Genomic DNA, 23,835 nt, shown 5'->3' on the forward strand with positions numbered 1-23,835 from the left:
TTAACCTCTGTTGTATGTCGAATTCAGTACCGCGCGATCCTTCAGCGAAGGGGCCGCTGGCTTATTGCGATTCAGATAACCGATGTTGTTGTTGCCCCACAGGGATTCATACGGCATTCCCGCCAGCATCTCCACGGTAGCGCGGGCCTGCGGGGTCACCGCCTCTGGCATCGCATGGCCGGACTCGCGCATTTTCGCGGTCTCTTCACGCAGGGTGCTGTGGGTCTGCAAATTGAGTTTGAAGCGCAGGGAGACAAGGAAGCCGCAGAACAGCACCAGAATAGTGCCAACGCTCAGGATCATCAGAATGGTGTGGCTCACTTCCGCAGGTTGCACTTTTTGCCCGCTGACAAAGCCCGACATCTGCATCACGATCCCCACCAGCATCACCGCACCGGCCTGAGACGCTTTACGGGTCAGCGTCATGATGCCCGCGAAGATCCCTTCGCGACGCTGACCGGTGATCACTTCGTCCACGTCAGCAATGTAGGTGTAGGTATTCCACGGTACGTAGTTGATACCCCCGCGGCCAAGACCGGCAACCGCAGAGATCAGCAGCAGCAGAGCGTAAACGTCGCTCAGGCCCGCGTAATAAAGCACCGCGTAAGAGAGCGAGGCCAGACCAAACAGCACGACCACCATGCGGTAAGACGGCGCAGGTCCGAAGCGAATGCACAGCGGGATCATGCCGATCACGGCGAGGAACTGGAAGATGGCCATCGTGCCCAGCAGGTTGGACGCCATTGACGCCTCCTGCATCAGCACAAATACCACGTAATAGGTGAACACCGCATTAAAGACGTCCTGGGCGATGTAGCCGCCAAGGTACATCCCCAGATGCTGGCGGAAAATCTTGATGCGCAGCGTCGAACTTAATTCGACAAAAAGACGGTTCAGGCTCTGGCCCAGGGTCAGCTTTTTCTTCTCTTCCTCGGCACGCAGAGCCGCTTCAGACCACTCTTCGCGCGGACGCTCCCAGGTGAAGAACCAGACGAAAGTAAGCATCAGCGCGCAGAGTACGGAGAAGACCAGGCTTGCATAGAAGAAGGAGATCGCGTTGTCTTTGCCGAAATGCGTGAGCAGGATCCCCGGCAGGAAGGAGGCCAGAATGGCGGACATCTGCGCCATAGAGATTCGCGCCCCGGAGAATTTGGTTTTCTGTTTGAAATCGTCCGTCATCTCCGGCACCAGCGTTTCGTACGGCACCAGGATCATGGTGTAGACGATATCAAAGATCAGATAGGTCAGCAGGTAGTACCAGAAACTCATGTCCCCTACCCACATCAGCGAGTAGCTGAAAACGCAGGGAATACCGAGCAGGATGAAGAACTTACGACGGCCAAAACGCTTGCCCAGCCATGTGGTGCCAAAGTTATCGGTTAAAAAGCCCATTAACGGGCTGACAACCGCATCCAGCACCCTTGCGGCAGCGAAGATAAAGGTTGCTTCAATCGGTGTGAGTCCACAGAAGGTGGTATAAAAATACAAAAGCCAGGCGGCCGTCAGGGCGGTAGTCCCCGCCCCGAGGAAGTCCCCTGACCCGTAAGCAAAATAATTTGCGAGTCCAATTTTACGTGTTTTCATTGCCGTCAACCCTAATCAGTTTTGGGAGACTCCCTGTAAGCAACCTCGTCCGGGAGTTTTTACACGGCTACAGTAAAAGTATCGACCTGTTGATACCTTTCTGTTTCTGCCATCACAAAGTGGTGAATGGCAAAAACGCAAAGAGTGTCAATACGCGTGTCACTGATTTATAAAACAGCGTTTCTTTTGTATCAAAAGGGAAGGTCATTTTTGCGAGCCAGCCTTCAGAAATGCCTGGAGACTGGCGAAAAGGCGGGCAGTTAGCGGTAGTTGACGAGCACCTCGTTGCGCTGAACCTTCAGCGCCGGGATGAGACGTCCACCGCCTGGCACTTCCCAGATAAAGCGTAAAGGCTCCTGAGCAGACACCCCGTTGAAGGCCTGGGTAGTGCCACGTTGTCCCTCGATTTCCGCGCAGCGGGTCAGCGAGCACAGCCGCACCCGCAACCCGGCCGGTGTGGGTCCCGTCAGGGTATAATTCCAGGCCACCAGCGTCATCTGCCCGGACACGGGCTCAGAGGCGGACAGCGGACGGGAGGAGATCGACTCCCCCCGATGGTTGAGCGTTAAGCCGATACTGCTGGCCTGCCATGCCCCCTCGCCTGCGGCCTGCGCCGCCAGCGGGAAAAGTAAGATCCACAGCCACTTACGCATTATTTCCCTCCTATGGTCGCCGTCATGCGAATATTGCGGTTATCGGATAGCTCCATATTCGACAGCACCACCAGCTGGTTCAGGCTCCGGCGCAGGAAGCGCGACAGCAGCGGACGCAGCGCGTGATTCACCAGCAGCACCGGCGGCGCGCCCAGCATCTCCTGACGCGCCAGCGCCTCCTGGGTTTGCGCCAGTAATCTGTCCGCCAGACCCGGCTCCAGCCCGCCACCGCCCTGCAACGCCTGAAGCAGCAGACGTTCCAGCGGCGTATCCAGGCCAATGACCTGCACTTCGCCGGTTCCCGGGAACCATTGCTGGGTAATGGCGCGTCCGAGCGCCACGCGTACCACCGCCGTCAGTTCGTGCGGATCGCTTTGCAGCGGCGCATGTTCGGCCAGCGTCTCAAGGATGGTGCGCATATCGCGAATGGGCACCTTCTCATCGAGCAGATTTTGCAGCACTTTGTGCAGGGTGGTTAAGGTCAGTACGCCCGGCACCAAATCTTCGGTCAGCTTCGGCATCTCCTGCGTTACGCGGTCGAGCAGCTGCTGCGCCTCCTGACGTCCAAACAGTTCCGCGGAGAACTGGCCAATCAGGTGGTTGAGGTGCGTCGCCACCACGGTACTGGCCTCAACGACCGTGTAACCCTGAATCTGGGCCTGCTCTTTCAGGGCGCTCTCAATCCAGATTGCCGCCAGACCAAAGGCCGGGTCGGTCGTCTGCTCACCCGGCAACGTGCCTGCGGCGGTGCCCGGGTTAATCGCCAGCCAGCGGCCGGGGTACGCATCACCGCTGCCGATTTCCACCCCTTTCATCAGGATGCGGTAGCGCGCGGGCGGGAGATCCATATTGTCCCGGATGTGGACCACCGGCGGCAGGAAGCCCATATCCTGGGCGAATTTTTTACGAATGCTGCGGATACGGCCAAGCAGCTCACCATCCTGCTGGAAATCCACCATCGGGATCAGGCGGTACCCCACTTCCATCCCCAGCGAATCTTCGAGCTGTACGTCGTTCCAGGTGGCTTCCACCGCCTGGGTGTTCTCAGGCATTTTGACCGGCGCAGGCTCTGCCTTAGGCTGCGTTTCCCGGCCACGCATCCACCAGGCAAGCCCCAGCAGCGCAGCGGTGAACAGCAGGAATACCAGGTTTGGCATGCCCGGCACCATACCGAGCAGGCCCAGCACCGCCGCAGAGAGCAGCATAACGCGCGGGTTGCTGAAGAGCTGCCCCACCATCTGCTCGCCCACGTCCTGATCGGTACTGACGCGAGTCACAATCACGCCCGCCGCGGTGGAGATCACCAGCGCCGGGATCTGCGCCACCAGACCGTCACCAATGGTCAGCAGCGTATAGCTTTCCGCCGCGTGGCCCATGTCCATGCCGTGTTGCAGCACGCCGACGAGCAGGCCGCCGACGACGTTAATCACCATGATCAGAATGCCCGCGATGGCGTCACCGCGCACAAACTTACTCGCACCGTCCATGGAGCCGTAGAAATCTGCCTCCTGGGTCACTTCGGCACGGCGTTTTTTCGCTTCATCTTCCGCGATCAGCCCGGCATTCAGGTCGGCGTCGATGGCCATCTGCTTGCCCGGCATCCCGTCGAGCACGAAGCGCGCGCCCACTTCAGCGATACGCCCCGCCCCTTTAGTGATAACCATGAAGTTGATAATCACCAGAATGACGAACACCACGATACCGATGGCGAAGTTGCCGCCCACCAGGAAGTGACCGAAGGCTTCGACCACCTTGCCCGCCGCCGCCGCGCCGGTGTGCCCTTCCATCAGGATGATACGCGTGGAGGCAACGTTCAGCGCCAGGCGCAGCAGCGTGGTGAACAGCAGGATCGTTGGAAACGCGGCGAACTCCAGCGTGCGCTGGGTGAACATCGCCACCAGCAACACCATGATGGACAACGCAATGTTGAAGGTGAAAAGCAGGTCGAGGATAAATGCCGGTAACGGCAGCACCATCATCGACAGAATTAGCAGGATCAGAATCGGTCCGGCAAGGATCTGCCATTGCGTCGATTTCAGGTTGCCGGGCAGGCGCAACATTGCCACCAGATTAGCCATCAGTGTCCTTCTCGTTCAAAAAATCCAGTGCTTCAGGCACCGGCAGGTTCTCAGGTTTTACAGGTCGTTGACCGCCCGCTAAACGCCAGCGTTTCAGTTGCCACACCCAGGCCAGCACCTCTGCGACAGCGGCGTAGAGCTGGCCCGGGATCTGTTGTCCAATTTCCGCGTGGCGATACAGCGCGCGAGCCAGCGGCGGTGCTTCCAGGATCGGCACACGGTTTTCCGTGGCGATTTCACGAATGCGCAGCGCAATCAGCCCGGCCCCTTTCGCCACCACTTTCGGCGCGCTCATTTTGTTTTCGTCGTACTGAAGCGCCACGGAGTAGTGAGTCGGGTTGGTGACGATGACGTCGGCTTTCGGCACATCTTCCATCATGCGCCGACGCGCGGCGGCGCGCTGCATCTGGCGGATACGGCCCTTAACGTGCGGGTCGCCTTCCATCTGCTTATATTCATCGCGGATGTCCTGACGCGACATTCGCAGCTTTTTGATATGGGAATAGATCTGGAAGATAACGTCGAACGCCACCATCGGAATAATGCTGAGTACCACCAGCAGCGAGCATAACCCGACCAGGTTCAGGGCATTCTTCATCGCCGTCATCGGGGACTCGCTGATCAGGCGCATCATCTCCGGCCAGTGGTGCCACAAAAAAAACCCGGCGGTACTGCCCATAAGAAGCGATTTCAGGATCGCTTTAAGAAGCTCAGCCCCGGTTTGAGCGGAAAACATTTTCGCAATGCCGGGGAACGGATTGAGCTTAGAGAATTTCGGTTGCAGCGATTTACCGCTGAACACCAGGCCACCGAGCATGACCGGCGAAACCAGGGCCACGATGACCACGCCCGCGATCAGCGGCAGCAAGGCGAGCATCGCGCTTTTCACAAGGTTGATGATCTGAATGAGGATCAGATTGGGGTCATTGACCATGCTGTGATCAAAACGTAAGCCAGCAGAAAGCATTCCCGCCAGTCTGCGGGCGAGCATCTCCCCGCCCCACCAGATTATGCAGACGCCCACCACCAGGATCAGCAGGGATGTCAGCTCTCGGGATCGGGGGATCTGCCCATCCTCACGGGCTTTTTCAAGTCGGTGGGGTGTGGGGGCTTCTGTTTTGTCGTCGTTCTCTTCTGCCACTGTGCCTGCTCGCAGCCCATTAATTCACGGGTATCATGCCTAAGAATTACTTTGGCAATCGCGTAAACAAACCAATAAAAAGGGCCGATTTAATCCCTTAACACCCATTACGCCTGCCCCTGGTTTCGTTTCTTGCGTAACGCATTCCAGTTTTAAAATTTTCATTCTGGACCGTCTGGTAACCCCTGATTGGGTTTGATAGCTTTCCTTAAAGGCCTCAATAAAAAGGATGTTTTATGAAGTGGAGTAAGTTGTTAAATAGCAGCAGACGCAAAGATAAAGAGAAAAATCCGGATTCAAAAAAGTCAGACCTCGCCGCCGGTAGGCAAGAGATTGAACGAGACTTTGACCGCTTACTCTTCGCAGCGCCAACCCGTCGTTTAGCTGATAAAACGCAGGTTTTCCCACTGGATCTGAATGACAGCGTACGTACCCGATTGACCCATTCCCACGAAGTGGCGAATTTTGCCAGAGGCATCGGGATGCGTCTTGCCTTTGAAATGAAAGAAGAAATATTTGGAAGCGACTGTAACCACTTAATACTGGAACGCGATGTCCCCGCTCTGTTGGCAACGATTGGACTGGCACATGATTTGGGTAATCCTCCTTTCGGGCATCAGGGAGAGGCAGCGATGGCGACGTGGTTTCGTCGCAATTTGGCTCCCCTGGTAGCGCATGATTTCGATGAAGAAAGCGGCAGGATATTCAATGATTTCATGAACTTCGATGGTAATTCTCAAACGCTTCGCCTTGTGACCAGACTTCAAATTATCAATGATAATTATGGTTTGAATCTTACCTATGCGTCACTTGCAGCCATGATTAAATACCCTCAGTCCTCCTACATCAAAAACAAGAAATGGAGTAAACATGGGTATCTGTTCTCGGAAGAAAAAGTGGTACATGATATTTGGCAGGAAACAGGCCTTTCTGAAGGACTCAGACATCCTTTTACCTATTTAATGGAAGCGTGTGATGACATAGCGTATTCAATTCTTGATGCGGAAGACACCATAAAAAAAGGGCTGGCATCCTATCAGGATCTGATTAGTTTTCTGACAAGCTGGAAAAACGGAACAGATCAAACAATTAATCAGTTGGTAAAAAAAGTACAGGATAAGAATCGGGAATGGGACGACCGAAAACAAGAGCTCTCCCCCGCCGAAATCAATGATATGAGTATGCAAATGTTCCGTGTGCACGGAACAAATGTACTCATTACGAGTGTTGTTGAGGCTTTTCGACAGTGCCATAAACAGCTTTGCAATACCGAGTGCGCTATTAAGGACCTGATCAGTATCAGTGATGGAAATGAACTTTGTTCAGCGTTGAAAAAATTTGATCAAACCCGTGGCTATCGTCATCGAACCGTACTTGAGCTGGAGCTGAAAGGCTCAAACTACATACAGGGACTCATGGACATGCTCTGGGTAGGTATAAGGGGTCGTAAAAGCGGTGGAAAGGAATGGGATACACCCTTTGGTCGTTATGCTTATGGCCGAATCTCTGAAAACTACCGCCGAGTGTTTGATGATAAAGAAAACAACTTACCCCCCCTTTATAAAGAAGCGCAGTTGCTCGCTGATGCTGTTTCAGGAATGACAGACAGTTATTTGATACGCCTTCACGATGAGCTAAAATCGCTTTATGAATATGAAAGTCGTCTCCAGCCATCAACGCCTTAAGCTAAGAATCGAAGATTTCTTTGACGTTAGCGAAGAGCGAAAGCAAGCCAGAGCGCTCATCGACGCTCTGGCTGAGCGCTCGCACGCGTGGATTTTTGGCGGGATGATTCGTGATATCGGCCTTTTTGGGCGTGGAGGCTTTACTTCGGATATCGATCTGGTCATTGATCTGTCACGAGAAGAGCTGATTAACGCGCTGAACAGACACAACATCGAATGTTTCAGCGTAAATAAGCTGGGCGGGATCCGCTTCCATTACATGAGTCTGGATTTTGATATCTGGAGCATCAATGATACCTGGGCCTTTAAGAACAGGATTGTTGAGTTTAAAGATACCTACAGCTTGTTGAATACAACGCTGATGTCATGGGATTCAATTCTTTACGATGTGAAGAAGAAACATCTCATTAGTCCTGATAACTATCTCCACGACTTGCATCACCGTCGGCTTGAACTCGTATTACAGAAAACACCTAACGAAGTGGGTTCTGTTATCAAGATCTTGCGCACAATCTATAACAAGCGAGTCCAGATCCTGGGGCCGCAGTTGACCGATTTTTTGTTACAGGCTCTGCATGAACACAGCTTTGACCAGCTAAGGCAGTATGAATACGGTAGTTATCGCTCTTCTTCCTTTAGCGTCGAGGATCTGCGTCGTCTCAAAGAAGACCTCTGTCATTTCCGAACCGGATTCGATATAAAAATTCGAATTTAAACCATAGAAAACACCACCTCAATGAGGTGGTGTTTTTACATTAAAAACCAAGACTGTCCAGCAGATCGTCCACCTGATCCTGGCTTGCCACCACGCCCGCTTTGCTGGTGTCAAGCTGTGGACCATTGAGCAGGCTTTCGTTCTCGCGTTTCGGACGGGCAGCTGGTTCCGGTATGTTCTCCAGCAGCACCATCAGCAGCTGACGTTCAATCTCCTGGATCACATCCATCATGCGCTTGATCACCTGGCCGGTGAGGTCCTGGAAATCCTGCGCCATCATGATGTCCAGCAGCTGGGCGTTAGTGAAGCTGGTGTGGCCCGGCACGTCACCCAGGTACTGACGGGTATCCGTTACCAGTTCGCGGGCATCCGCCAGCTCAATAGGGTTCTCAAACCACTCATCCCAGCGTTTGCTCAGCGCTTTCGCACCCTTCTCCATCGCATCCTGGTGCGGCTGCGAGGCTTCAACGCTGTTCAGCGCACGCTCGGCCGCCTGCGCGGTCATCTGCACGACGTAGTCCAGACGGTCGCGCGCGTCAGGGATGGCTTCCGCCGCTTCGGCGATAGCCTGGTCCAGCCCCAGCTCACGCAGGCTGTCGCGCAGCATGCGGGTCAGGCTACCAATGCGGGCAATAATGTCGCTCGGCGAATGTTCTTCAACGGGTTTCATAGCAGGTTGCAACATATCCATCACCTCACATGCCGAGTTTCTCGAAGATCTTCCCGAGCTTCTCTTCCAGAGTCGCCGCGGTGAATGGCTTCACCACGTAGCCGCTTGCGCCCGCCTGTGCGGCGGCAATAATGTTCTCTTTCTTCGCTTCTGCGGTCACCATCAGCACCGGCAGAGAGGCCATGCCCGCATCCGCGCGGATGGTTTTCAGCAGTTCGAGACCGTCCATGTTCGGCATGTTCCAGTCGGAAATCACAAAACCAAACCCGCCAGCCTGGAGTTTGTTCAGCGCATCCACCCCGTCTTCTGCTTCTTCAACATTGTTGAAGCCCAGCTCTTTCAGCAGGTTGCGCACAATGCGACGCATGGTGGAAAAGTCATCCACAACCAAAAACTTAAGCTCTTTATCCGCCATAAAATAATACTCCTGAGTCAAATACGTATTGCCTGTCCGGCACTGATTTTCGCCAGCATCTGCTGGCTTACCTGGCTAAGATCGACCACTTCGCTTACGCCACCCATATTGATGGCCTCGCGCGGCATGCCGAACACCACACAACTTGCTTCATTCTGCGCAATCGTCCAGGCGCCAGCCTGGTGCATCGCAAGCATTCCGGCGGCGCCGTCGTTGCCCATCCCCGTCAGGATCACCCCAACGGCGTTGCGCCCCGCATGTTTCGCCACCGAATGAAACAGCACATCCACCGACGGGCGGTGCCGGTTAACCGGCGGCCCGTCATGAATTTTGATTTGATAGTTCGCCCCGCTGCGCGCCAGCTCCATGTGCTTGTCACCCGGGGCGATATAGGCGTGACCCGGCAGCACGCGCTCGCCGTCTTCCGCCTCTTTCACGCTGATCTGGCACAGCTTATTCAGGCGCTCCGCGAACGAACGGGTAAACCCTGGCGGCATATGTTGCGTGATCAGAATACCCGGGCTTGAGAGCGGCAATGGCTGGAGTACATGGCGAATTGCCTCTGTTCCTCCGGTTGACGCCCCAATGACCAGCAACTTTTCCGAGCTGAGTAACGGCCCTGCCTTCAGGGTTGCCGGAGCTGCCATCGGCTTGTGGGCCGCGAGTTTTGCGCGCGACGCGGTACGGATTTTCTCGGCGATCATCTCGCTGTACGCCAGCATCCCCTCGCGAATGCCGAGCTGCGGCTTGGTGACAAAATCCACCGCCCCCAGCTCCAGCGCGCGCAGGGTGATTTCTGAACCTTTACCGGTCAGAGATGACACCATCACCACCGGCATCGGGCGCAGGCGCATTAATTTTTCCAGGAAATCGATGCCATCCATGCGCGGCATTTCAACATCCAGCGTCAGCACGTCGGGGTTATATTTTTTGATTAAATCCCGCGCGACCAGGGGATCGGGTGCTGTCGCCACCATCTCCATATCGCTGTGGCTATTGATGATTTCGGTCATGATCTGACGCATCAGCGCCGAATCATCGACAGACAATACCCTGATTTTACTCATGCTTTTTCCTTACTCAGCGCATATACCGTTTGCCCACGCAGGCTAAACTCACGCACGAGGTTGCTGAAGTTTTCCGAGTGCCCGGCAAACAGTAAACCGTCAGGCTTGAGCAACGGAACAAAGCGACGCAAAATGTCCTGCTGCGTCGTTTTATCAAAATAGATCATCACGTTACGGCAAAAAATGGCGTCGAATGGCCCCGGAACGTTGTACTGCTTATCCAGTAAATTAACGGGAGCAAATTCCACGCAGTTCGCCAGCTCCTGGCGTACGCGCACCAGTCCTTCATGCGGGCCGGTACCGCGCATGAAGTAACGCTGTAGCTGCTGAGGAGACAGCGTTTTAAGCTCATCCTGGCGATAAACGCCGTTACGGGCTTTTTCCAGCACTTCGGTATCGATGTCGCTGGCGTACACTTTCCAGCGGCCCGGCGCCATGCCCAGGGTGTCCGCCAGGGTGATGGCCAGCGAGTACGGCTCTTCCCCGGTAGAGGCCGCCGCGCTCCAGACGCGATACTCTCCGCTACGGCGACGGGCGTGTTCCGCCAGCACCGGGAAGTGATGCGCCTCGCGGAAAAACGCGGTCAGGTTGGTGGTTAATGAGTTGATAAATGCCTGCCATTCGGCGCTGTTCTGGTTCGCTTCGAGCATGCTCAGATAGCGGCCAAAATCATCCAGCCCCAGCGTACGCAAGCGCCGCACCAGCCGGTTGTAGACCATGTCTCGCTTATGGTCCGCAAGCACGATCCCCGCACGCTGGTAGATTAACTGACATATCCGACGAAAATGCGCGTCGGACAGCGCGAGGCGCTGTGTCATCTGCAACAATAATGACGTTTGCCCTGAGGGCATGGGTGATGTCATAGCGCCTTCTTAATCACATTCAGGATACAACGGGCACGGCCTGTGACCGTCCGACTTCTGTTACTGCTTCAACGTGCTCTTTCACATTAAATACGGCGACCAACCCGGTAAGGTGATCCGCCTGGTTTGCCAGCTGATCGGTAGCCGCCGCCGCCTCTTCCACCAGTGAGGCGTTCTGCTGCGTAACCTGATCCATCTGTGTAACGGCCTGCGCCACCTGCTCAATACCACGGCGTTGTTCATCAGACGCCGAGGCAATCTCGCCCATAATGTCGTTAACCCGCGTCACGGAGGTGACAATCTCGTGCATGGTCTGCGCGGCGGTATCCACCAGCGCGGAGCCCTGCTGAACGCGGGAGACCGACTCTTCTATCAGCCCTTTGATCTCTTTCGCCGCATTGGCGCTGCGGCTGGCGAGGTTTCGGACTTCACCGGCAACCACCGCGAACCCGCGCCCCTGCTCCCCGGCACGCGCCGCTTCAACGGCCGCGTTCAGCGCCAGAATATTGGTCTGGAACGCGATACCGTCGATGACGCTGATAATGTCGCCAATTTTCTGCGAGCTGGCGGCAATCTCCTGCATCGTGCTGGCGACGTGAGAGGCCTGATCGCCCCCACGTTTCGCCGTCATCGCCGCCTGTTTTGACAAGTCGGACGCCTGACGCGCGTTATCGGCGTTCTGGCTTACCGTCGCGGTCAGCTGCTCCATGCTGGCCGCCGTCTGCGCCAGCGATGCCGCCTGCTGTTCGGTGCGGGATGAGAGATCGTTATTGCCTGCCGCAATCTCGGAAATCCCGGTATGCATGGCGTAACTGCCCTGGCGAACGTTGCTTACCGTTTCCCGCAGCGACCCCTGCATCGCCTTCAGGCTGGCGAAAATCGCTGATATTTCATTCCTGCCATACACGGCCACCGGACGCGCCAGGTCGCCCTTCGCCATACTGTCGAAGTGGCTGCTGACGATGGCCAGCGGCTGGACGATCATTTTGCGCGACCACCACAGCGAGCCGCCGGTCAGCAGGGCGGCCAGGATCACCATGGTCAGGAATATCGCCCCTGACATGCGGTAGCTGGTACGGCTGTCCGCACCGGCACGCGCCACAAACTGGTTAATATCCTGCTGCCATGCGTTAAAGCTGCCGTCAAACGCCGCCTGAGACGCCTGTACCGGCGCAGTCAGGAAGTCAGAAAGCTGGTTGTTCTCCAGCCACGTCGCCTGATGGTCGAGATCGCCGTACCACACATCAAAGGTCTTTTTCATGGCGACTTTCAGCGCTTTCTCTTTCTCACTGACCGCCTCCTGCGCCATAAAGGCCTTAAACTGCGCGTCGGCCTGCTTCAGGCTGCTGCGGGCCACGACCATCAGCGTCTTAATATCCTCCGGCGGATAGCTCAGCGCGGTTAACGTCCCTGCTTTGTTCAGCGCAGTGCTTGCCTGCAACAGCACGGCACGCGTTTGTGCCAGTGCGGAGCGCTGCTGATTACTCGTCTCAACTTCCTGCAAATTCTGATAGCCATCGCGAAACGCCCAGAAAGACAACCCGTTACTGCCAACCTGCAAAACCCCACACAGGATCAGAATCAAAAACAGTGTGGTCGAGATACGAATACGATTTAACATCCACGCTCCCATCAAGCGGCAAGCAGCCGCGGTTTAATTGTCAGTCAAAATGTTTCCCAGTTTTCATCTTGTCCGGTCACCGCTGCGCGCGTACGTGTTGTCACGGGCGCCGGGGTTGCTTCGCTGTACGCCGACCGCGAGCTGACCGTATTTGTCGTTTTTGAAGTAAGACGGAACGCCGAGACGGCCATTTTCAGGCGGCTCGCCTGGTCCTCCAGCGCAGCGGCCGCGGCAGCGGACTCCTGCACCAGGGCGGCGTTTTGCTGCGTCACACGATCCATTTCCGATACCGCCAGGGCGACCTGGTCAATACCACGACTCTGCTCATCCGATGCAGAGGCGATTTCACCCATGATGTCCGTCACGCGCGTCACGGCATTCACGATGTCATTCATGGTTTCACCCGCACTTTCCACCAGCACCGAGCCGGTATCCACGCGTGAAACAGAGTCTTCAATCAGGGCTTTGATCTCTTTCGCCGCATTGGCGCTGCGGCTGGCGAGGTTACGCACTTCGCCGGCGACCACGGCAAACCCGCGCCCCTGCTCGCCCGCACGCGCCGCTTCAACGGCCGCGTTCAGCGCCAGGATATTGGTCTGGAAGGCGATACCGTCGATTACGCTGATGATGTCGGCGATTTTCTTCGAGCTGTCGGCAATGTCATGCATGGTTTTCACCACGCCGTCGACCACCCGACCGCCGCGCTGGGCGGTGTCGGACGCGCTTTCTGCAAGCTGCGACGCCTGGCGGGCATTGTCGGCATTCTGCTTCACGGTCGCGGTGAGCTGCTCCATGCTGGCCGCCGTCTCTTCCAGTGCGGATGCCTGCTGTTCGGTACGGGACGAGAGATCGTTGTTGCCCATCGCGATTTCACTCGTGCCGGTATAGATGGCATCCGCCCCCTCGCGCACGTTGGCGACGGTATCAATCAGCGAACGCTGCATATGGTCGACGCTGGTTGCCAGCTCGGTGATCTCATTGCGGCCAGAAACGGTCAGCGTTTTCGTGAGATCGCCCCGGCCAATATCACGGATATGGGCAATGACGCGGCCAAGCGGGTTAAGAAGGATATGACGAATGCCGTACCACACGGCCACCAGTACGATGACCAGCGCGAGGGCGAGAACCGCCATCTGCCATTTAGCGAAACGGTAGTCGTTCTGGCTTTGCGTGAATGCGGAGTGATAAAGCTCGCCGCTGGCTTTGGCGTACTCGCCGAGCGCCGCGCCGAGGGCGTTCTGCATTCCCTGGGTCGGCTGCGCGAAATAGGCGTCCATATTGCCCTTCTCCAGGAACTGCACCAGCTCCGTGAGGCCGGCGAAGTAGGCCTGATATTTTTCATCTATGTTCGCGCTCGCCTGCGCCATTGCCGGCTGAGGGGCGATTTTTTTGAAGGCGTCGTAATGTTTCGCCGCGTCTGCCAGCGTGGCGCGCGCATTCTTCAGCAGTTCCGTTTTTGCGCTGCTCTGCTGGTTATTTGGGTCCATCATCATGCGGGCAGACGAGCGGCTCAGGTTGATACGCGTCTGCAACATCAGATCCCAGGTCGTGGTCAGTTCGCTTTGCTGCATTCGCAAATCGTTCGAGGCCGCGAAGCTGTCCTGGTTCTGTTTTAACGACGAGAAAAAGAGGCCGCCAGAAGTAAGCTGAAGAAGTGCGAAAATGACCAGCACCATCATAAGCATTGTGACAACGCGGATACGGTTCAACATACAACACCTTCTCATAGATTTATTAACGGTGTTATCGGCACAGGCCACAGGAACTTTACATTTGCGAAAGGGAAAAGCGCGGAGGGTCAGAACGCGACGTCGACAATCAGCGTGTCGGTATAGGTTCCGGCAGGCGGCGTGGCCTGGCTGGTCAGAACTTTGGCGGTGTAGTTGTAGGTACGTAAAAGCCCGTCCGTACTGACCTGCGATGAGCTGGCGCTGGCCCAGCGCTCGCTGCCGCTGCCGCCCCAGCGGTTGCTGGTCGCCTCTTTATAGATGTCGTAACTCATGAAGTTGCTGCCGCTGACCATACGACGCACGTTGTTCAGGGCATTTGCCCCATTATTAATGCCTATGGTGTAGGTGCTGCCTTTGGTGCAGGTGACGGCAACCGACTGTGAAACGGTGGGAAAATTTTGCACCAGCGGCGCGCTGTTAAAATTCACGTCCGGCGTGGTCATGGTGCTGCAATCGTTGGTGACGGTCATGTTGAGGAGGATCGAGGTGGTTGCCGTACCGGTTTGCGGGGTCAGGCACGCTCCGACCGCGCCAACGGCGCACACGTTGTAGTTAATGCTGAACGTTAACAACACCTGATACGGCCCGGCGGTGACGTTCTGCCCCATTACGGTCCGGAAATAAAGGGGAATGTTGTAGCGCCTTGAACCCAGCAGCCCGAGCAGCGTATTTCCGTTCCAGGTATAAGCTTTGCTGATTTGTACTTCACTGTTTCCGCCGCAGCCGGACGCCCCGCACAGCCGCGCAGGGATGACATCGGTAATAGCCGCGTTGTCCGTACGCTTCATGGTCGCCCGGCTATTCGCGAAGACGGATGCCGAAGTGTAATTCAGCGTCACCGAGTCGTTGGTTAACAAGTTGAGAACAGTGTCGCAGGTCACCACCAGCGTGCCCGTCGTTTCCACTTCCCCGGTGCCGCTGAGTGCGAACGAGGTGATGCTGCCAAACGAGGCATTCACCGTACTGACGGTACAGGCCGCCCAGCTGCCGCCGGAGCACAGCAGCAGGAGCGCGATTAACAGGCGTCTCACGGCGCCTCCCGACAGGTCAGCGGACCGTAGGTTTGCAGCTTATGTTCAGGGTTTGCGCCAACGGTCAGCGTTGCCGTACAGCGTTTACCCTCCGGGGTGATGACCTCGAGCGGATTCACGTCGTTGAGGTTTTCCAGCCAGGCGAGGCCGTCGTAGCCGACAACCGCGCTGCTGCGGGACGCGCGTCTGACCTGGCTTCCTACCGGGATCGCATTGCCCTGCGCATCGTGCAGGATCACGCTGGCAACCCGCTCCTGCTCCATCGGGAAATCCACCAGATAACCGTTATGCCGACGAATCGCCACCCGACGCTCGGTCTCTTTCAGCCGGGTATCCGCGGGTAAGTTCAGGGTATCAATGCGGTAACTTGCCGGGTAATAGGCGGAAACGCCGCTCACCAGCAGATAGCCTTTGTTATTGGTTTTTCCGACCGGCTGGTTTTCGTAGCTGACGGGAACATCCGGATGTCCGTCGGTGCTGATCACCACAAACGCATCGTTGATTTTGTTCGCCGCAAACAGCTCACCGTCCATCAGCACGACAGAGCCCATCGCCTCGCCCCACCAGGTCATCATGCCCTTCTCACCGTAGCCGCCGCCCTGTAGCTCCACGTTGTTATTCCGCCAGCCGAGCGTGGCCTGCTGATAGTTACTCGACCGCGACTGGTTGGCCCAGGCCATGTTCCAGCTAAATCCGCCGTCTGAAGGCATCGAGTGGTTGTAGTTAATGCGTTGAGTGCTGCCTGCGTCAGGGGTGTTTTCAAAGGTGACGGCGGCGCTGTCACGTTCGCCGAGGGGAACCTGCAACGACAGCGCAACCGTCCAGTCGCCCCGCTGCTGGTCACGGCTGGCAGCCAGATAAATACTGCTTGAGCCCCACAGATTACGGCTCCAGGAGAGGTTGAGCAGCTCAGTTTTCTGGCTGTCAAAACTCTCAACGCCGATCCATGCCGCGCCGATATTGCCGTATCCGCCGAGGTTAAAGGTTAAGGAATACTGGTCGGTATTGCGGCTCAGGCTGGCAACGGGGTTATCATTTTCATCATAAACGGTGGGCTGATCGTACAGGGCGAGATTGCCAAAACCACGATCACGTCGGGTATGCTGGGTCGCTACGCTAAACTCGCTGGTGTTGTATTGATAGCCCCAGTTTATCTGGCCGCCGCTATCGCCGCGCATGCGGCTTTGGGTCCACGAGGTATTTACCACGCCAAAACGCCCGAGCTTCAGTACCGTGCCCGCGCCGCCAAGCGCCAGCGACTCCGCCCCTTCCGCATGCCCCTCCAGCGTCAGCCAGTCGGTCACCCCGTAGCGGTACGATCCGCTGCCCGCCGCCGGGCCATAGTCAAGATTCTCAATACCGTAGTTACGCCGCAGGCTGCCCAGCGTCACGGCGCCGTCGCTTAACCCCTGCTTAAGCAGATCGCTGCTGACATAAAACGGCAGCGTGGTACTCACCTGACGACCCAGCGCATCAGTGGTAACCAGTACTGCATCGCCAGCACCGTTGATATACGGCAGATTGGTGAGGGTAAACGGCCCCGGCTGAAGGCGGGTGGAGCCGGAACGGTAGCCATTAATAAAGAGATCGACCGAGGTCGGGACAGCCGCCTCGCCGGAAAACGCCGGCAGCGGCCAGGTCACCAGATCCGGACGCAGGGAGAAGTCGCGCCCGTAGCTGATCCCGCCCATGCGCACGCTGGTGCTCCAGCTCAGCGCATCGCTGATGACGTCCCCGGCGGACCAGGTGGTGGCATCCTCTTCGTTGGTGATCAGTAAGGTAGAGTCATAACGCACGTACCCTTCCTGCTGCCCGCTGTTACCGATGAAATTCTGCCGGGCGTAACCCGTCGATGAAAATGAATAATCCTCATTGAAATAGCGGAACTCGTGCCATACCGATGCCTGGCCGCCCGTGTGTTCGGAATGGTTGGTATAAACGTCGTAATTGAGCAGCGCGCCGCGGCCATAGTGCGGCTTGCTTTGCGTGCTCTGTTCGCTGAACGGCGTGATCCGCGCCGCGACCCAGTCCCGGGGGACCGTCAGCAACAGGCGCTGGGCCGTGCTGTCGTACTCTGCGCGTACCGACGTAAGCGTCGAGAGATTCACCTCTCCGGCTGGCACATGCGCGGGCGGCAGCCCGGCGCGGAGCAAATCCGCGCCCGAAATAAACCAGGCTCCCTCGCGCTGCGTCACCGGCACCACCAGACCCGTGTCATAGTGGTTCAGCACCAGGGCGAGCTGAAATACTGCTTCGCCGTTCATCGTCCGTGCATCCGGCGGCGGCGGTAAACTGTCGTCGCCGGTTTCGGCAAAGGCGCTGGTACTGACGCAAAGCAGGATCATCATCGCCGGTTTCAGTTGACGGGCGTCGATTGCCATTGCGTATCCCTGGCATTAATTTGCGCGCTCATCCGGTTCGGCTGATAAATCCCTGCCGGAAGCGGCCAGCTTCGGGTGCTGCCTGGCAGCACATAACCCAACAGCCCCTCGGCAACCGTGCGTTTTTGCCCGCCCTGCTCAACCGCAACCTGGCTGAGCCGGACGTGCACATCCCCCTGATTACGGACCTGAAGCGCGGGTTTCCCCCCTTCCTGAACGACCCGCCAGCTCAGCTGTTGAGTATTCGCCAGCGCGTGGTGCGCCCCTTCGTTGAGGGTGGGGATCCCCTGCCCATAAACAAATAAGGGAATGGAATAGCGCATTTGCAGTTTGAGGCCCATGGACGGTTCCGCTTTGGCATCCGGCTGGGGAATTTCATCCACAATAATGCGGTAGGCCTGCTCAACCCCCGACGGGATTGTCCCCTGCTTGATCAGGCGAATAAGCTGTTTACTGCCTTTGGCGATGGTCACGATCGGCGGGCTGGCGACCACATCCTGCTGGGCGGTGTAACGCTCATATCCTCCCTCCTGCTTCCAGCGCACAATACGCACCTGCATTGTCGTGGCGCTGTTGCCCTGATTCTGGATCCACAATTCAGTTGCTCTGGCCTCTGCCGAAAGCCACGGATCGATGGGCCACAAAAGAATGGTTGCCGCTGCCTGCGCCTGGCCCGCTGCCAGAGCCGTTGCCCCCAACAGACCCACCAGGCCTGATCGCTTGAAAAATGGCTTCATCGATGTTCTCCCTTTCCTACCATGACAAGGTCACGGTGAGTTGATCTGAATATGTTCCCGGCAGGCTAAACCCCGTCAGGAGCGCGACGCCAAAAAGAGGCAGCGCGATGTTATTGCTGTTGGTATAGGTAATCTGTATGGGCTGGTTAACCCCAATTTCGCTGTTCGCCGCCAGAGAGCTGCTGCTGTAGAGCCGGTAACCAACAACTTCGGTCCCACCTGAACGCGTCATCCGTCGCACCGAGCTGTAATTCTGGCCGCCGTCAATGCTCATGCTCAGCGCCACGCCCGGCGTGCAGGCGATGGACAACGCACCGTCGGCGACAAAGCTGGTGCTGACCGGCGTGTTGTCCACGCCGTTACGGGTTCCAAAATCCAGCGTCCCAAAGCGCCCGCCCGTGCCGGTACTCACCGAGCACCCTGGTACTACCGTCGCGCTCACCCTGAAGGACTGGGAGGTCACCGCTCTGGCGTCGCAGATCATCATCAGCCCGACGATCAGGGCCAAAAAAGGGTGCACGACGCCCTCTGCGCTTTCGCGCAGACATAAACACAATGCCTTCATGGCTGAATCAGTAGGTGACGCTGACGTTAATCGTGTCGGTATAGGTTCCCGGTACAAGCGTTACGCTATTGCCGCCGCCCGTTATGCGCCCGTAGAGGGTATAGCTGTCCACCCCGCCCGCCGTGGAGGCAACGGGCAACGCGGCGTTGTTAGCGATCACGTTGTTGTACCCGCTGTCGCTATAGAGGCTGTATGCCACGCCCTGTGCCGCATTGGCGGTGTTCACCAGATAGCGGGCGGGTGTGCCGGGGGTGCCGACAACGGTTCCGGGTGCGGTCGCGTTGGTGTTGCCGGTGATCGCCACCGTGTAACTGGCAGTGGTACATTGAATGGTAAAGGTGTTTCCGCCGCTGGCCCCGGTTAACTGGGTTGTCAGGGTGGAGAATGTCGCAGGATGGGTCCCGAAATCGAGTGTCCCGAAGTTAATGCCGTTTTGCGTTGGCGAGCCGTTGATCAAACAACCGTTCGTCAGCGTCAGCGTCGCCCCGATAGTACCGCTACTGGTGACTGCCAGCGCCTGACCGACAGTCGCCGCCGTCAGCAGTGTACCCGCGCAGATAAAAAGAAGTGTTCTTTTCATTTACCACCCTCCAGAAGAAATAATGGTCCGCTTACCCTATTTTATTCATACTGTTCAGTATGTTAGCCCCGCTTAAACATTCCCCGGCGCGGTTACTGAGAATTTAGTTTATGGTTCACGCTTCAACCACTTTCAGCGAAGGTGAGACACCCGCCCTCCAATTAACATACTATTAACAAACATTACAAAGAGTTAGCAAAATAAAACGGGCATTATTCTTGCTTAATTTGAGGATATATCGCCTGTAATGTGATCCGCATCACAATATATCGTCATTGTAAAAACAACGAATTTCATAAAAATTAAAAACAAGTTGTAACTCACGCAGCTTTACTTCAATTTATGCCCCGAATATTTTCCTGCGCTTAAATAAAAATTTTGTATGCATTGACGCAGGAAACTCTTTTAGCGCATAGAGGATCTTTTTGTGGCAAGTGCAAACAAACTCACGCTCTTCATCGTGATTTTCATGCTGGCGGGCATTCTTTCAGGTGCGGCAATCCATGAGTATGCTTCGCCCGACGCGATACAGGCCTGGTCGGAGAACATCACCCTGCTGACCGATATTTTCCTGCGGCTGATTAAGATGGTGATTGCCCCGCTGGTGTTCAGCACCCTGACGGTGGGCATTATGAAGCTGGGTGAAACGTCGACGATTGGGCGCGTCGGGGGTAAAGCGATGGTGTGGTTTATCAGCTCATCCGTACTTTCCATTCTGGTGGGGCTGTTTATTGTTACCCTTGAACAACCCGGCAGCGGTCTGAACCTGAGCATTCCGACAGAGACGGTTGATACCGGCCTGGCCGTTAGCGGGATGTCGCTGAAAGCCTTCCTGTCACACACTATTCCAACCAGTATTGCCGGCGCGATGGCGAACAATGAGATCCTGCAAATTGTGGTCTTCTCGATGTTCTTCGGCATCGGCGGCGCGTCATTAGGTCAAAAATTCAACGCCCCGCTGGTGGCGGCGCTGGATGTGGTCTCCCACATTATGCTGAAAGTGACGGGCTATGTGATGTACGTTGCGCCGCTGGCCATTTTTGCCGCGATTTCGTCCGTGATTGCCACTCAGGGTCTGGGCATTTTGCTGAACTATGCCTCGTTCATTGGCGGTTACTATGTGGCGATCCTTCTGACCTGTCTGGTATTGCTGGCGGTAGGTTACATGGTGCTGAAAAAAGAGATTTTCCGTCTGGTGGCGATGCTGAAAGATCCGGTGCTGGTCGCGTTTACCACCAGCAGCTCAGAAGCGGCATACCCGAAAACGCTGGAGCAGTTAGCGCGCTTCGGCTGTTCACGTAATATCGCCTCTTTCGTCCTGCCGATCGGCTACTCGTTTAACCTGGTCGGCTCCATGGTGTACTGCTCGTTCGCCTCGATGTTTATCGCCCAGGCATACAACATTCACCTGAGTTTCACCGAGGTGACGGTGCTAATGTTAACGTTGATGCTGGCCTCGAAAGGGATTGCGGGCGTACCGCGCTCGTCGCTGGTGGTGCTGGCGGCAACTATTCCGAGCTTTAACATTCCGGTGGCCGGGATCCTGCTGCTGATGGGGATTGACCATTTCCTGGATATGGGACGATCGGCCATTAACGTGCTGGGGAACGGGATTGCGACGGCGATGCTGTCGCAGAATGAAGGGGCGCGGGAAGCGGAATCAGCGCTGGTGGAGCAGGAGGCGTAAGGATACAAAAGAGCCGGGTGGCGCTGACGCTTACCCGGCCTACGTGTTCGAGCCATTTGTAGGCCGGGTAAGGCGAAGCCGCCACCCGGCTTTGTTTTATGCTACATGATTCGCCGCGATATCCAGCAGCGCCATCTCTTCGCTGTTCAGCAGCTTCTCAATATTCACCAGAATCAGCATACGCTCGCCGAGCGCACCCAGCCCCGTCAGGTATTCCGTCGACAGCGTGACCGCAAACTCCGGCGCAGGACGGATTTGATCGGCGGTCAGCGACAGCACATCAGACACGCCATCCACCACGATCCCCACCACGCGCTGCCCCAGATTCAGGACGATCACCACCGTGTTATCGTTGTACTCCACATCGCCCTGGCTAAACTTCACGCGCAGGTCCACGATAGGCACAATCACACCGCGCAGGTTGGTCACACCCTTGATAAACGCTGGCGTGTTCGCAATGCGCGTTACCTGGTCGTAACCGCGAATTTCCTGCACTTTCAGGATGTCGATACCGTACTCTTCATCCCCTAAAGTGAAAACCAGGAATTCCTGTCCAGATGGCTCGCCCGCCAGTTTCGTTACGTTACTCATACCGGTCATGTTATTACCTTTTACTTAATCAGGCGGCTGTGTTCGCCACACGTTGTTCACGATTTAATCCCTGAAGTGCCGATACATCGACGATCAGCGCGACGCTACCATCACCCAGGATGGTGGCAGCAGAGATCCCCGGCACTTTGCGGTAGTTACTTTCCAGGTTCTTAACCACCACCTGATGCTGACCAATCAGCTGATCGACCAGCAGCGCGTAGCGGCGTCCGGCGCTTTGCAGGATCACAACGATACCCTGCGTGGCCTCGGTTTTTGCCCCGTCCACTTCAAACACTTTCCACAGTTCCACCAGCGGCAGGTACTCGCCGCGCACTTCGAGCACGCGCTCGCCGCCCGCCAGCGGATGCAGATCTTCTTCACGCGGCTGGAGGGACTCCATCACCGCGTTCAGCGGCAGAATAAAGACTTCGTCCGCCACTTTAACGGACATGCCGTCAAGAATGGCCAGCGTCAGCGGCAGCAGGATGCGAATCGTGGTGCCCGCGCCCTGCTTAGACTGGATCTCAACGTGACCGCCCATCTCCTGAATGTTACGTTTCACCACGTCCATGCCCACGCCGCGGCCGGAAACGTCGGTGACCTGCTCTGCGGTTGAGAAGCCCGGGGCAAAAATCAACATGCCCACTTCTTCGTCGGTCATATTTTCGTTGACCGCCATTCCCTGCGAAATCGCCTTCGCCAGAATGCGCTCGCGGTTCAGGCCCGCGCCGTCATCGGTCACTTCGATGCAGATGTTGCCGCCCTGATGTTCCGCTGACAGGATCAGGTTGCCCACGGGCGATTTTCCAGCTGCTACGCGGTTTTCCGGCAGCTCGATGCCGTGGTCGAGGCTGTTACGCACCAGGTGCGTTAACGGGTCGATAATGCGTTCAATCAGGCTCTTGTCCAGCTCGGTGGAGCTGCCCATCAGCGTGAGTTCGATCTGTTTGTTGAGCTTGCCGGCCAGGTCGCGCACCAGGCGCGGGAAGCGGCTGAAGACATATTCCATCGGCATCATGCGGATGGACATCACCGATTCCTGCAAATCGCGGGCGTTACGTTGTAACTGGCCCATGCTGGTGATGAGATCGCCATGGGTCACCGGGTCCAGCTCGTTGGAGCGCTGGGCCAGCATCGACTGGGTGATGACCAGTTCACCCACCAGGTTGATCAGCTGATCCACTTTCTCCACCGCCACGCGAATGCTCGTGGACTCGCTGGAACGCGCCGCTGGTTTTTCACCGCGGGCCGGAGCGGCCGTCTCTTTTGGCACGGCTTTCAGGGCCGGGGCAGCGGCAACTACCGCAGGGGTATTCTCTGCCGGAGCAGGCGCTTCAACGGCCGCCGCCTCGGTTTCAAACGCAATCTGATCCGCTTCAATCACGAAGCAGAGCACCGCCACGATGTCATCCTGGCCGATCCCGCCGTCGAGCGTCGCGGCCAGGCTGTCTTTGCCCTTCACCACGTTGCTGAGCGTCGCCAGGTTCCCCAGCTCCTCTTCCAGCAGGTTGACCTCGTTCTCCTTCAGACGTGACAGCACCACGCGCAGTTTTCCTGCGGGCGCGTCAGGCGCCGTATCGGGTTCGGCCACGGCGTCAACAACGCTCAGTTTTGCCGCAGGGACAGCGGGCGCAGACGCCTCACCTTTGGCTTCCAGCGCTAACTGACGCAGCGCGTTGCAGATGTATTCAAAGCTGGCGGCATCAGGCTCTGCCGAACTTTTATAGGCGTCGAGCTGTTCCTGCATAATATCTTTCGTTTCCAAAAACAGGTTGATAATGTCGGTATTGAGCTGCATCTCACCGCGTCGTGCTTCATCCAGCAGGTTTTCCATTAAATGGGTGGTTTCCTGCAAAATGGTAAATCCAAACGTTCCGGCACCGCCTTTAATGGAATGCGCCGCACGGAAGATGGCATTGAGCTGTTCTGAGTCCGGTGCCTCTGGCACCAGATCCAGCAAATGTTGCTCCATATCGGCCAACAATTCGTCGGCTTCATCAAAAAATGTCTGGTAAAAATCGGTAATATCCATGCTCACGCT

The 23,835-nt window shown here is 56.6% G+C and carries 20 protein-coding genes; 3 read left to right on the forward strand and 17 right to left on the reverse strand.

Annotated elements, in window-relative coordinates:
• The 4 genes from RS584_RS12965 to flhB all read right to left on the reverse strand — a co-directional run bounded on the left by RS584_RS12965 (window position 1) and on the right by flhB (window position 5,456).
• Complete coding sequence (locus RS584_RS12965) at window positions 1-1,584, reverse strand: MFS transporter (protein ID WP_017693238.1); 1,584 nt, start codon at window positions 1,582-1,584, stop codon at window positions 1-3.
• Between the two features lie 260 nt (window positions 1,585-1,844).
• Window positions 1,845-2,237: a flagellar protein FlhE gene (locus RS584_RS12970; RefSeq protein ID WP_023303901.1), complete on the reverse strand. Its 393-nt coding sequence runs from the start codon at window positions 2,235-2,237 to the stop codon at window positions 1,845-1,847.
• The gene (gene flhA, locus RS584_RS12975) at window positions 2,237-4,315 is read right to left on the reverse strand and encodes a flagellar biosynthesis protein FlhA (protein ID WP_003859723.1); all 2,079 of its coding nucleotides are present in this window, start codon (window positions 4,313-4,315) and stop codon (window positions 2,237-2,239) included. The genes RS584_RS12970 and flhA overlap by 1 nt, the downstream gene beginning before the upstream one ends.
• Window positions 4,308-5,456: a flagellar biosynthesis protein FlhB gene (gene flhB / locus RS584_RS12980; RefSeq protein ID WP_017693236.1), complete on the reverse strand. Its 1,149-nt coding sequence runs from the start codon at window positions 5,454-5,456 to the stop codon at window positions 4,308-4,310. Before flhB ends, flhA begins: the two co-directional genes overlap by 8 nt.
• A gap of 236 nt (window positions 5,457-5,692) precedes the next feature.
• Here flhB and RS584_RS12985 point away from each other — a divergent pair, with 236 nt between their 5' ends.
• Window positions 5,693-7,141 carry a dGTP triphosphohydrolase gene (locus RS584_RS12985; RefSeq protein WP_315748015.1) on the forward strand — a complete coding sequence of 483 codons (1,449 nt, stop codon included), beginning with the start codon at window positions 5,693-5,695 and terminating at the stop codon, window positions 7,139-7,141.
• On the forward strand, window positions 7,104-7,856 hold the full coding sequence (locus RS584_RS12990; RefSeq protein WP_047051628.1) for a hypothetical protein: 753 nt from the start codon (window positions 7,104-7,106) through the stop codon (window positions 7,854-7,856). Before RS584_RS12985 ends, RS584_RS12990 begins: the two co-directional genes overlap by 38 nt.
• 40 nt (window positions 7,857-7,896) lie before the next feature.
• On the opposite strand, the gene cheZ is transcribed toward RS584_RS12990, so the two are convergent.
• The 11 genes from cheZ to RS584_RS13045 all read right to left on the reverse strand — a co-directional run bounded on the left by cheZ (window position 7,897) and on the right by RS584_RS13045 (window position 19,516).
• On the reverse strand, window positions 7,897-8,541 hold the full coding sequence (gene cheZ, locus RS584_RS12995) for a protein phosphatase CheZ (RefSeq protein ID WP_003859718.1): 645 nt from the start codon (window positions 8,539-8,541) through the stop codon (window positions 7,897-7,899).
• A gap of 10 nt (window positions 8,542-8,551) precedes the next feature.
• Entirely contained in the window at window positions 8,552-8,941 is a 390-nt protein-coding gene (cheY, locus tag RS584_RS13000; protein WP_000763862.1) for a chemotaxis response regulator CheY, read from the reverse strand.
• 17 nt (window positions 8,942-8,958) lie between these two features.
• Entirely contained in the window at window positions 8,959-10,008 is a 1,050-nt protein-coding gene (locus RS584_RS13005; protein ID WP_014884341.1) for a chemotaxis response regulator protein-glutamate methylesterase, read from the reverse strand.
• Window positions 10,005-10,871 (reverse strand): protein-glutamate O-methyltransferase CheR, encoded by an 867-nt coding sequence (gene cheR, locus RS584_RS13010; RefSeq protein ID WP_017384409.1) that lies wholly within the window; start codon window positions 10,869-10,871, stop codon window positions 10,005-10,007. Before cheR ends, RS584_RS13005 begins: the two co-directional genes overlap by 4 nt.
• Window positions 10,872-10,890: 19 nt before the next feature.
• Entirely contained in the window at window positions 10,891-12,492 is a 1,602-nt protein-coding gene (gene tap, locus RS584_RS13015; RefSeq protein ID WP_315748016.1) for a methyl-accepting chemotaxis protein IV, read from the reverse strand.
• A 44-nt stretch (window positions 12,493-12,536) separates the two neighbouring features.
• Window positions 12,537-14,204 carry a methyl-accepting chemotaxis protein II gene (tar, locus tag RS584_RS13020; RefSeq protein ID WP_017384411.1) on the reverse strand — a complete coding sequence of 556 codons (1,668 nt, stop codon included), beginning with the start codon at window positions 14,202-14,204 and terminating at the stop codon, window positions 12,537-12,539.
• Between the two features lie 86 nt (window positions 14,205-14,290).
• Window positions 14,291-15,253 carry a spore coat protein U domain-containing protein gene (locus tag RS584_RS13025; protein ID WP_315748017.1) on the reverse strand — a complete coding sequence of 321 codons (963 nt, stop codon included), beginning with the start codon at window positions 15,251-15,253 and terminating at the stop codon, window positions 14,291-14,293.
• Window positions 15,250-17,634 carry a fimbria/pilus outer membrane usher protein gene (locus RS584_RS13030; RefSeq protein WP_315748018.1) on the reverse strand — a complete coding sequence of 795 codons (2,385 nt, stop codon included), beginning with the start codon at window positions 17,632-17,634 and terminating at the stop codon, window positions 15,250-15,252. Before RS584_RS13030 ends, RS584_RS13025 begins: the two co-directional genes overlap by 4 nt.
• Entirely contained in the window at window positions 17,610-18,371 is a 762-nt protein-coding gene (locus tag RS584_RS13035; protein WP_315748019.1) for a molecular chaperone, read from the reverse strand. The genes RS584_RS13030 and RS584_RS13035 overlap by 25 nt, the downstream gene beginning before the upstream one ends.
• Before the next feature lie 16 nt (window positions 18,372-18,387).
• Window positions 18,388-18,936, reverse strand: coding sequence for a spore coat U domain-containing protein (locus RS584_RS13040; RefSeq protein WP_315748020.1), 549 nt, complete (start codon window positions 18,934-18,936; stop codon window positions 18,388-18,390).
• A 7-nt stretch (window positions 18,937-18,943) separates the two neighbouring features.
• Window positions 18,944-19,516 (reverse strand): spore coat U domain-containing protein, encoded by a 573-nt coding sequence (locus RS584_RS13045; RefSeq protein WP_315748021.1) that lies wholly within the window; start codon window positions 19,514-19,516, stop codon window positions 18,944-18,946.
• 427 nt (window positions 19,517-19,943) lie between these two features.
• Between RS584_RS13045 and RS584_RS13050 the strand changes: the two genes are divergently transcribed.
• Window positions 19,944-21,203, forward strand: coding sequence for a dicarboxylate/amino acid:cation symporter (locus RS584_RS13050; RefSeq protein WP_017384415.1), 1,260 nt, complete (start codon window positions 19,944-19,946; stop codon window positions 21,201-21,203).
• Between the two features lie 96 nt (window positions 21,204-21,299).
• Here the strand turns inward: RS584_RS13050 and cheW are convergent, their stop codons facing one another.
• Window positions 21,300-21,803, reverse strand: a complete 504-nt coding sequence (gene cheW, locus RS584_RS13055; protein ID WP_003859699.1) for a chemotaxis protein CheW — start codon at window positions 21,801-21,803, stop codon at window positions 21,300-21,302.
• Between the two features lie 19 nt (window positions 21,804-21,822).
• Window positions 21,823-23,832: a chemotaxis protein CheA gene (gene cheA / locus RS584_RS13060; protein WP_017384416.1), complete on the reverse strand. Its 2,010-nt coding sequence runs from the start codon at window positions 23,830-23,832 to the stop codon at window positions 21,823-21,825.
• Window positions 23,833-23,835 lie beyond the last annotated feature (3 nt).

This window comes from Enterobacter sp. DTU_2021_1002640_1_SI_PRY_ASU_LCPMC_013, assembly GCF_032389435.1.
Classification (GTDB): Bacteria; Pseudomonadota; Gammaproteobacteria; order Enterobacterales; family Enterobacteriaceae; genus Enterobacter; species Enterobacter hormaechei_C.

Excerpts from the sequence above, each read along its gene's own strand:
- tap (WP_315748016.1), bottom strand. The coding sequence starts at position 12,492 with ATGTTAAATCGTATTCGTATCTCGACCACACTGTTTTTGATTCTGATC.
- RS584_RS12965 (WP_017693238.1), bottom strand. The coding sequence starts at position 1,584 with ATGAAAACACGTAAAATTGGACTCGCAAATTATTTTGCTTACGGGTCA.
- RS584_RS13005 (WP_014884341.1), bottom strand. The coding sequence starts at position 10,008 with ATGAGTAAAATCAGGGTATTGTCTGTCGATGATTCGGCGCTGATGCGT.
- cheZ (WP_003859718.1), bottom strand. The coding sequence starts at position 8,541 with ATGTTGCAACCTGCTATGAAACCCGTTGAAGAACATTCGCCGAGCGAC.
- flhA (WP_003859723.1), bottom strand. The coding sequence starts at position 4,315 with ATGGCTAATCTGGTGGCAATGTTGCGCCTGCCCGGCAACCTGAAATCG.
- cheY (WP_000763862.1), bottom strand. The coding sequence starts at position 8,941 with ATGGCGGATAAAGAGCTTAAGTTTTTGGTTGTGGATGACTTTTCCACC.
- cheW (WP_003859699.1), bottom strand. The coding sequence starts at position 21,803 with ATGACCGGTATGAGTAACGTAACGAAACTGGCGGGCGAGCCATCTGGA.
- RS584_RS12990 (WP_047051628.1), top strand. The coding sequence starts at position 7,104 with ATGAATATGAAAGTCGTCTCCAGCCATCAACGCCTTAAGCTAAGAATC.
- tar (WP_017384411.1), bottom strand. The coding sequence starts at position 14,204 with ATGTTGAACCGTATCCGCGTTGTCACAATGCTTATGATGGTGCTGGTC.
- RS584_RS12970 (WP_023303901.1), bottom strand. The coding sequence starts at position 2,237 with ATGCGTAAGTGGCTGTGGATCTTACTTTTCCCGCTGGCGGCGCAGGCC.
- RS584_RS13045 (WP_315748021.1), bottom strand. The coding sequence starts at position 19,516 with ATGAAAAGAACACTTCTTTTTATCTGCGCGGGTACACTGCTGACGGCG.
- RS584_RS13040 (WP_315748020.1), bottom strand. The coding sequence starts at position 18,936 with ATGAAGGCATTGTGTTTATGTCTGCGCGAAAGCGCAGAGGGCGTCGTG.
- RS584_RS13030 (WP_315748018.1), bottom strand. The coding sequence starts at position 17,634 with ATGGCAATCGACGCCCGTCAACTGAAACCGGCGATGATGATCCTGCTT.
- RS584_RS13035 (WP_315748019.1), bottom strand. The coding sequence starts at position 18,371 with ATGAAGCCATTTTTCAAGCGATCAGGCCTGGTGGGTCTGTTGGGGGCA.
- RS584_RS12985 (WP_315748015.1), top strand. The coding sequence starts at position 5,693 with ATGAAGTGGAGTAAGTTGTTAAATAGCAGCAGACGCAAAGATAAAGAG.
- cheR (WP_017384409.1), bottom strand. The coding sequence starts at position 10,871 with ATGACATCACCCATGCCCTCAGGGCAAACGTCATTATTGTTGCAGATG.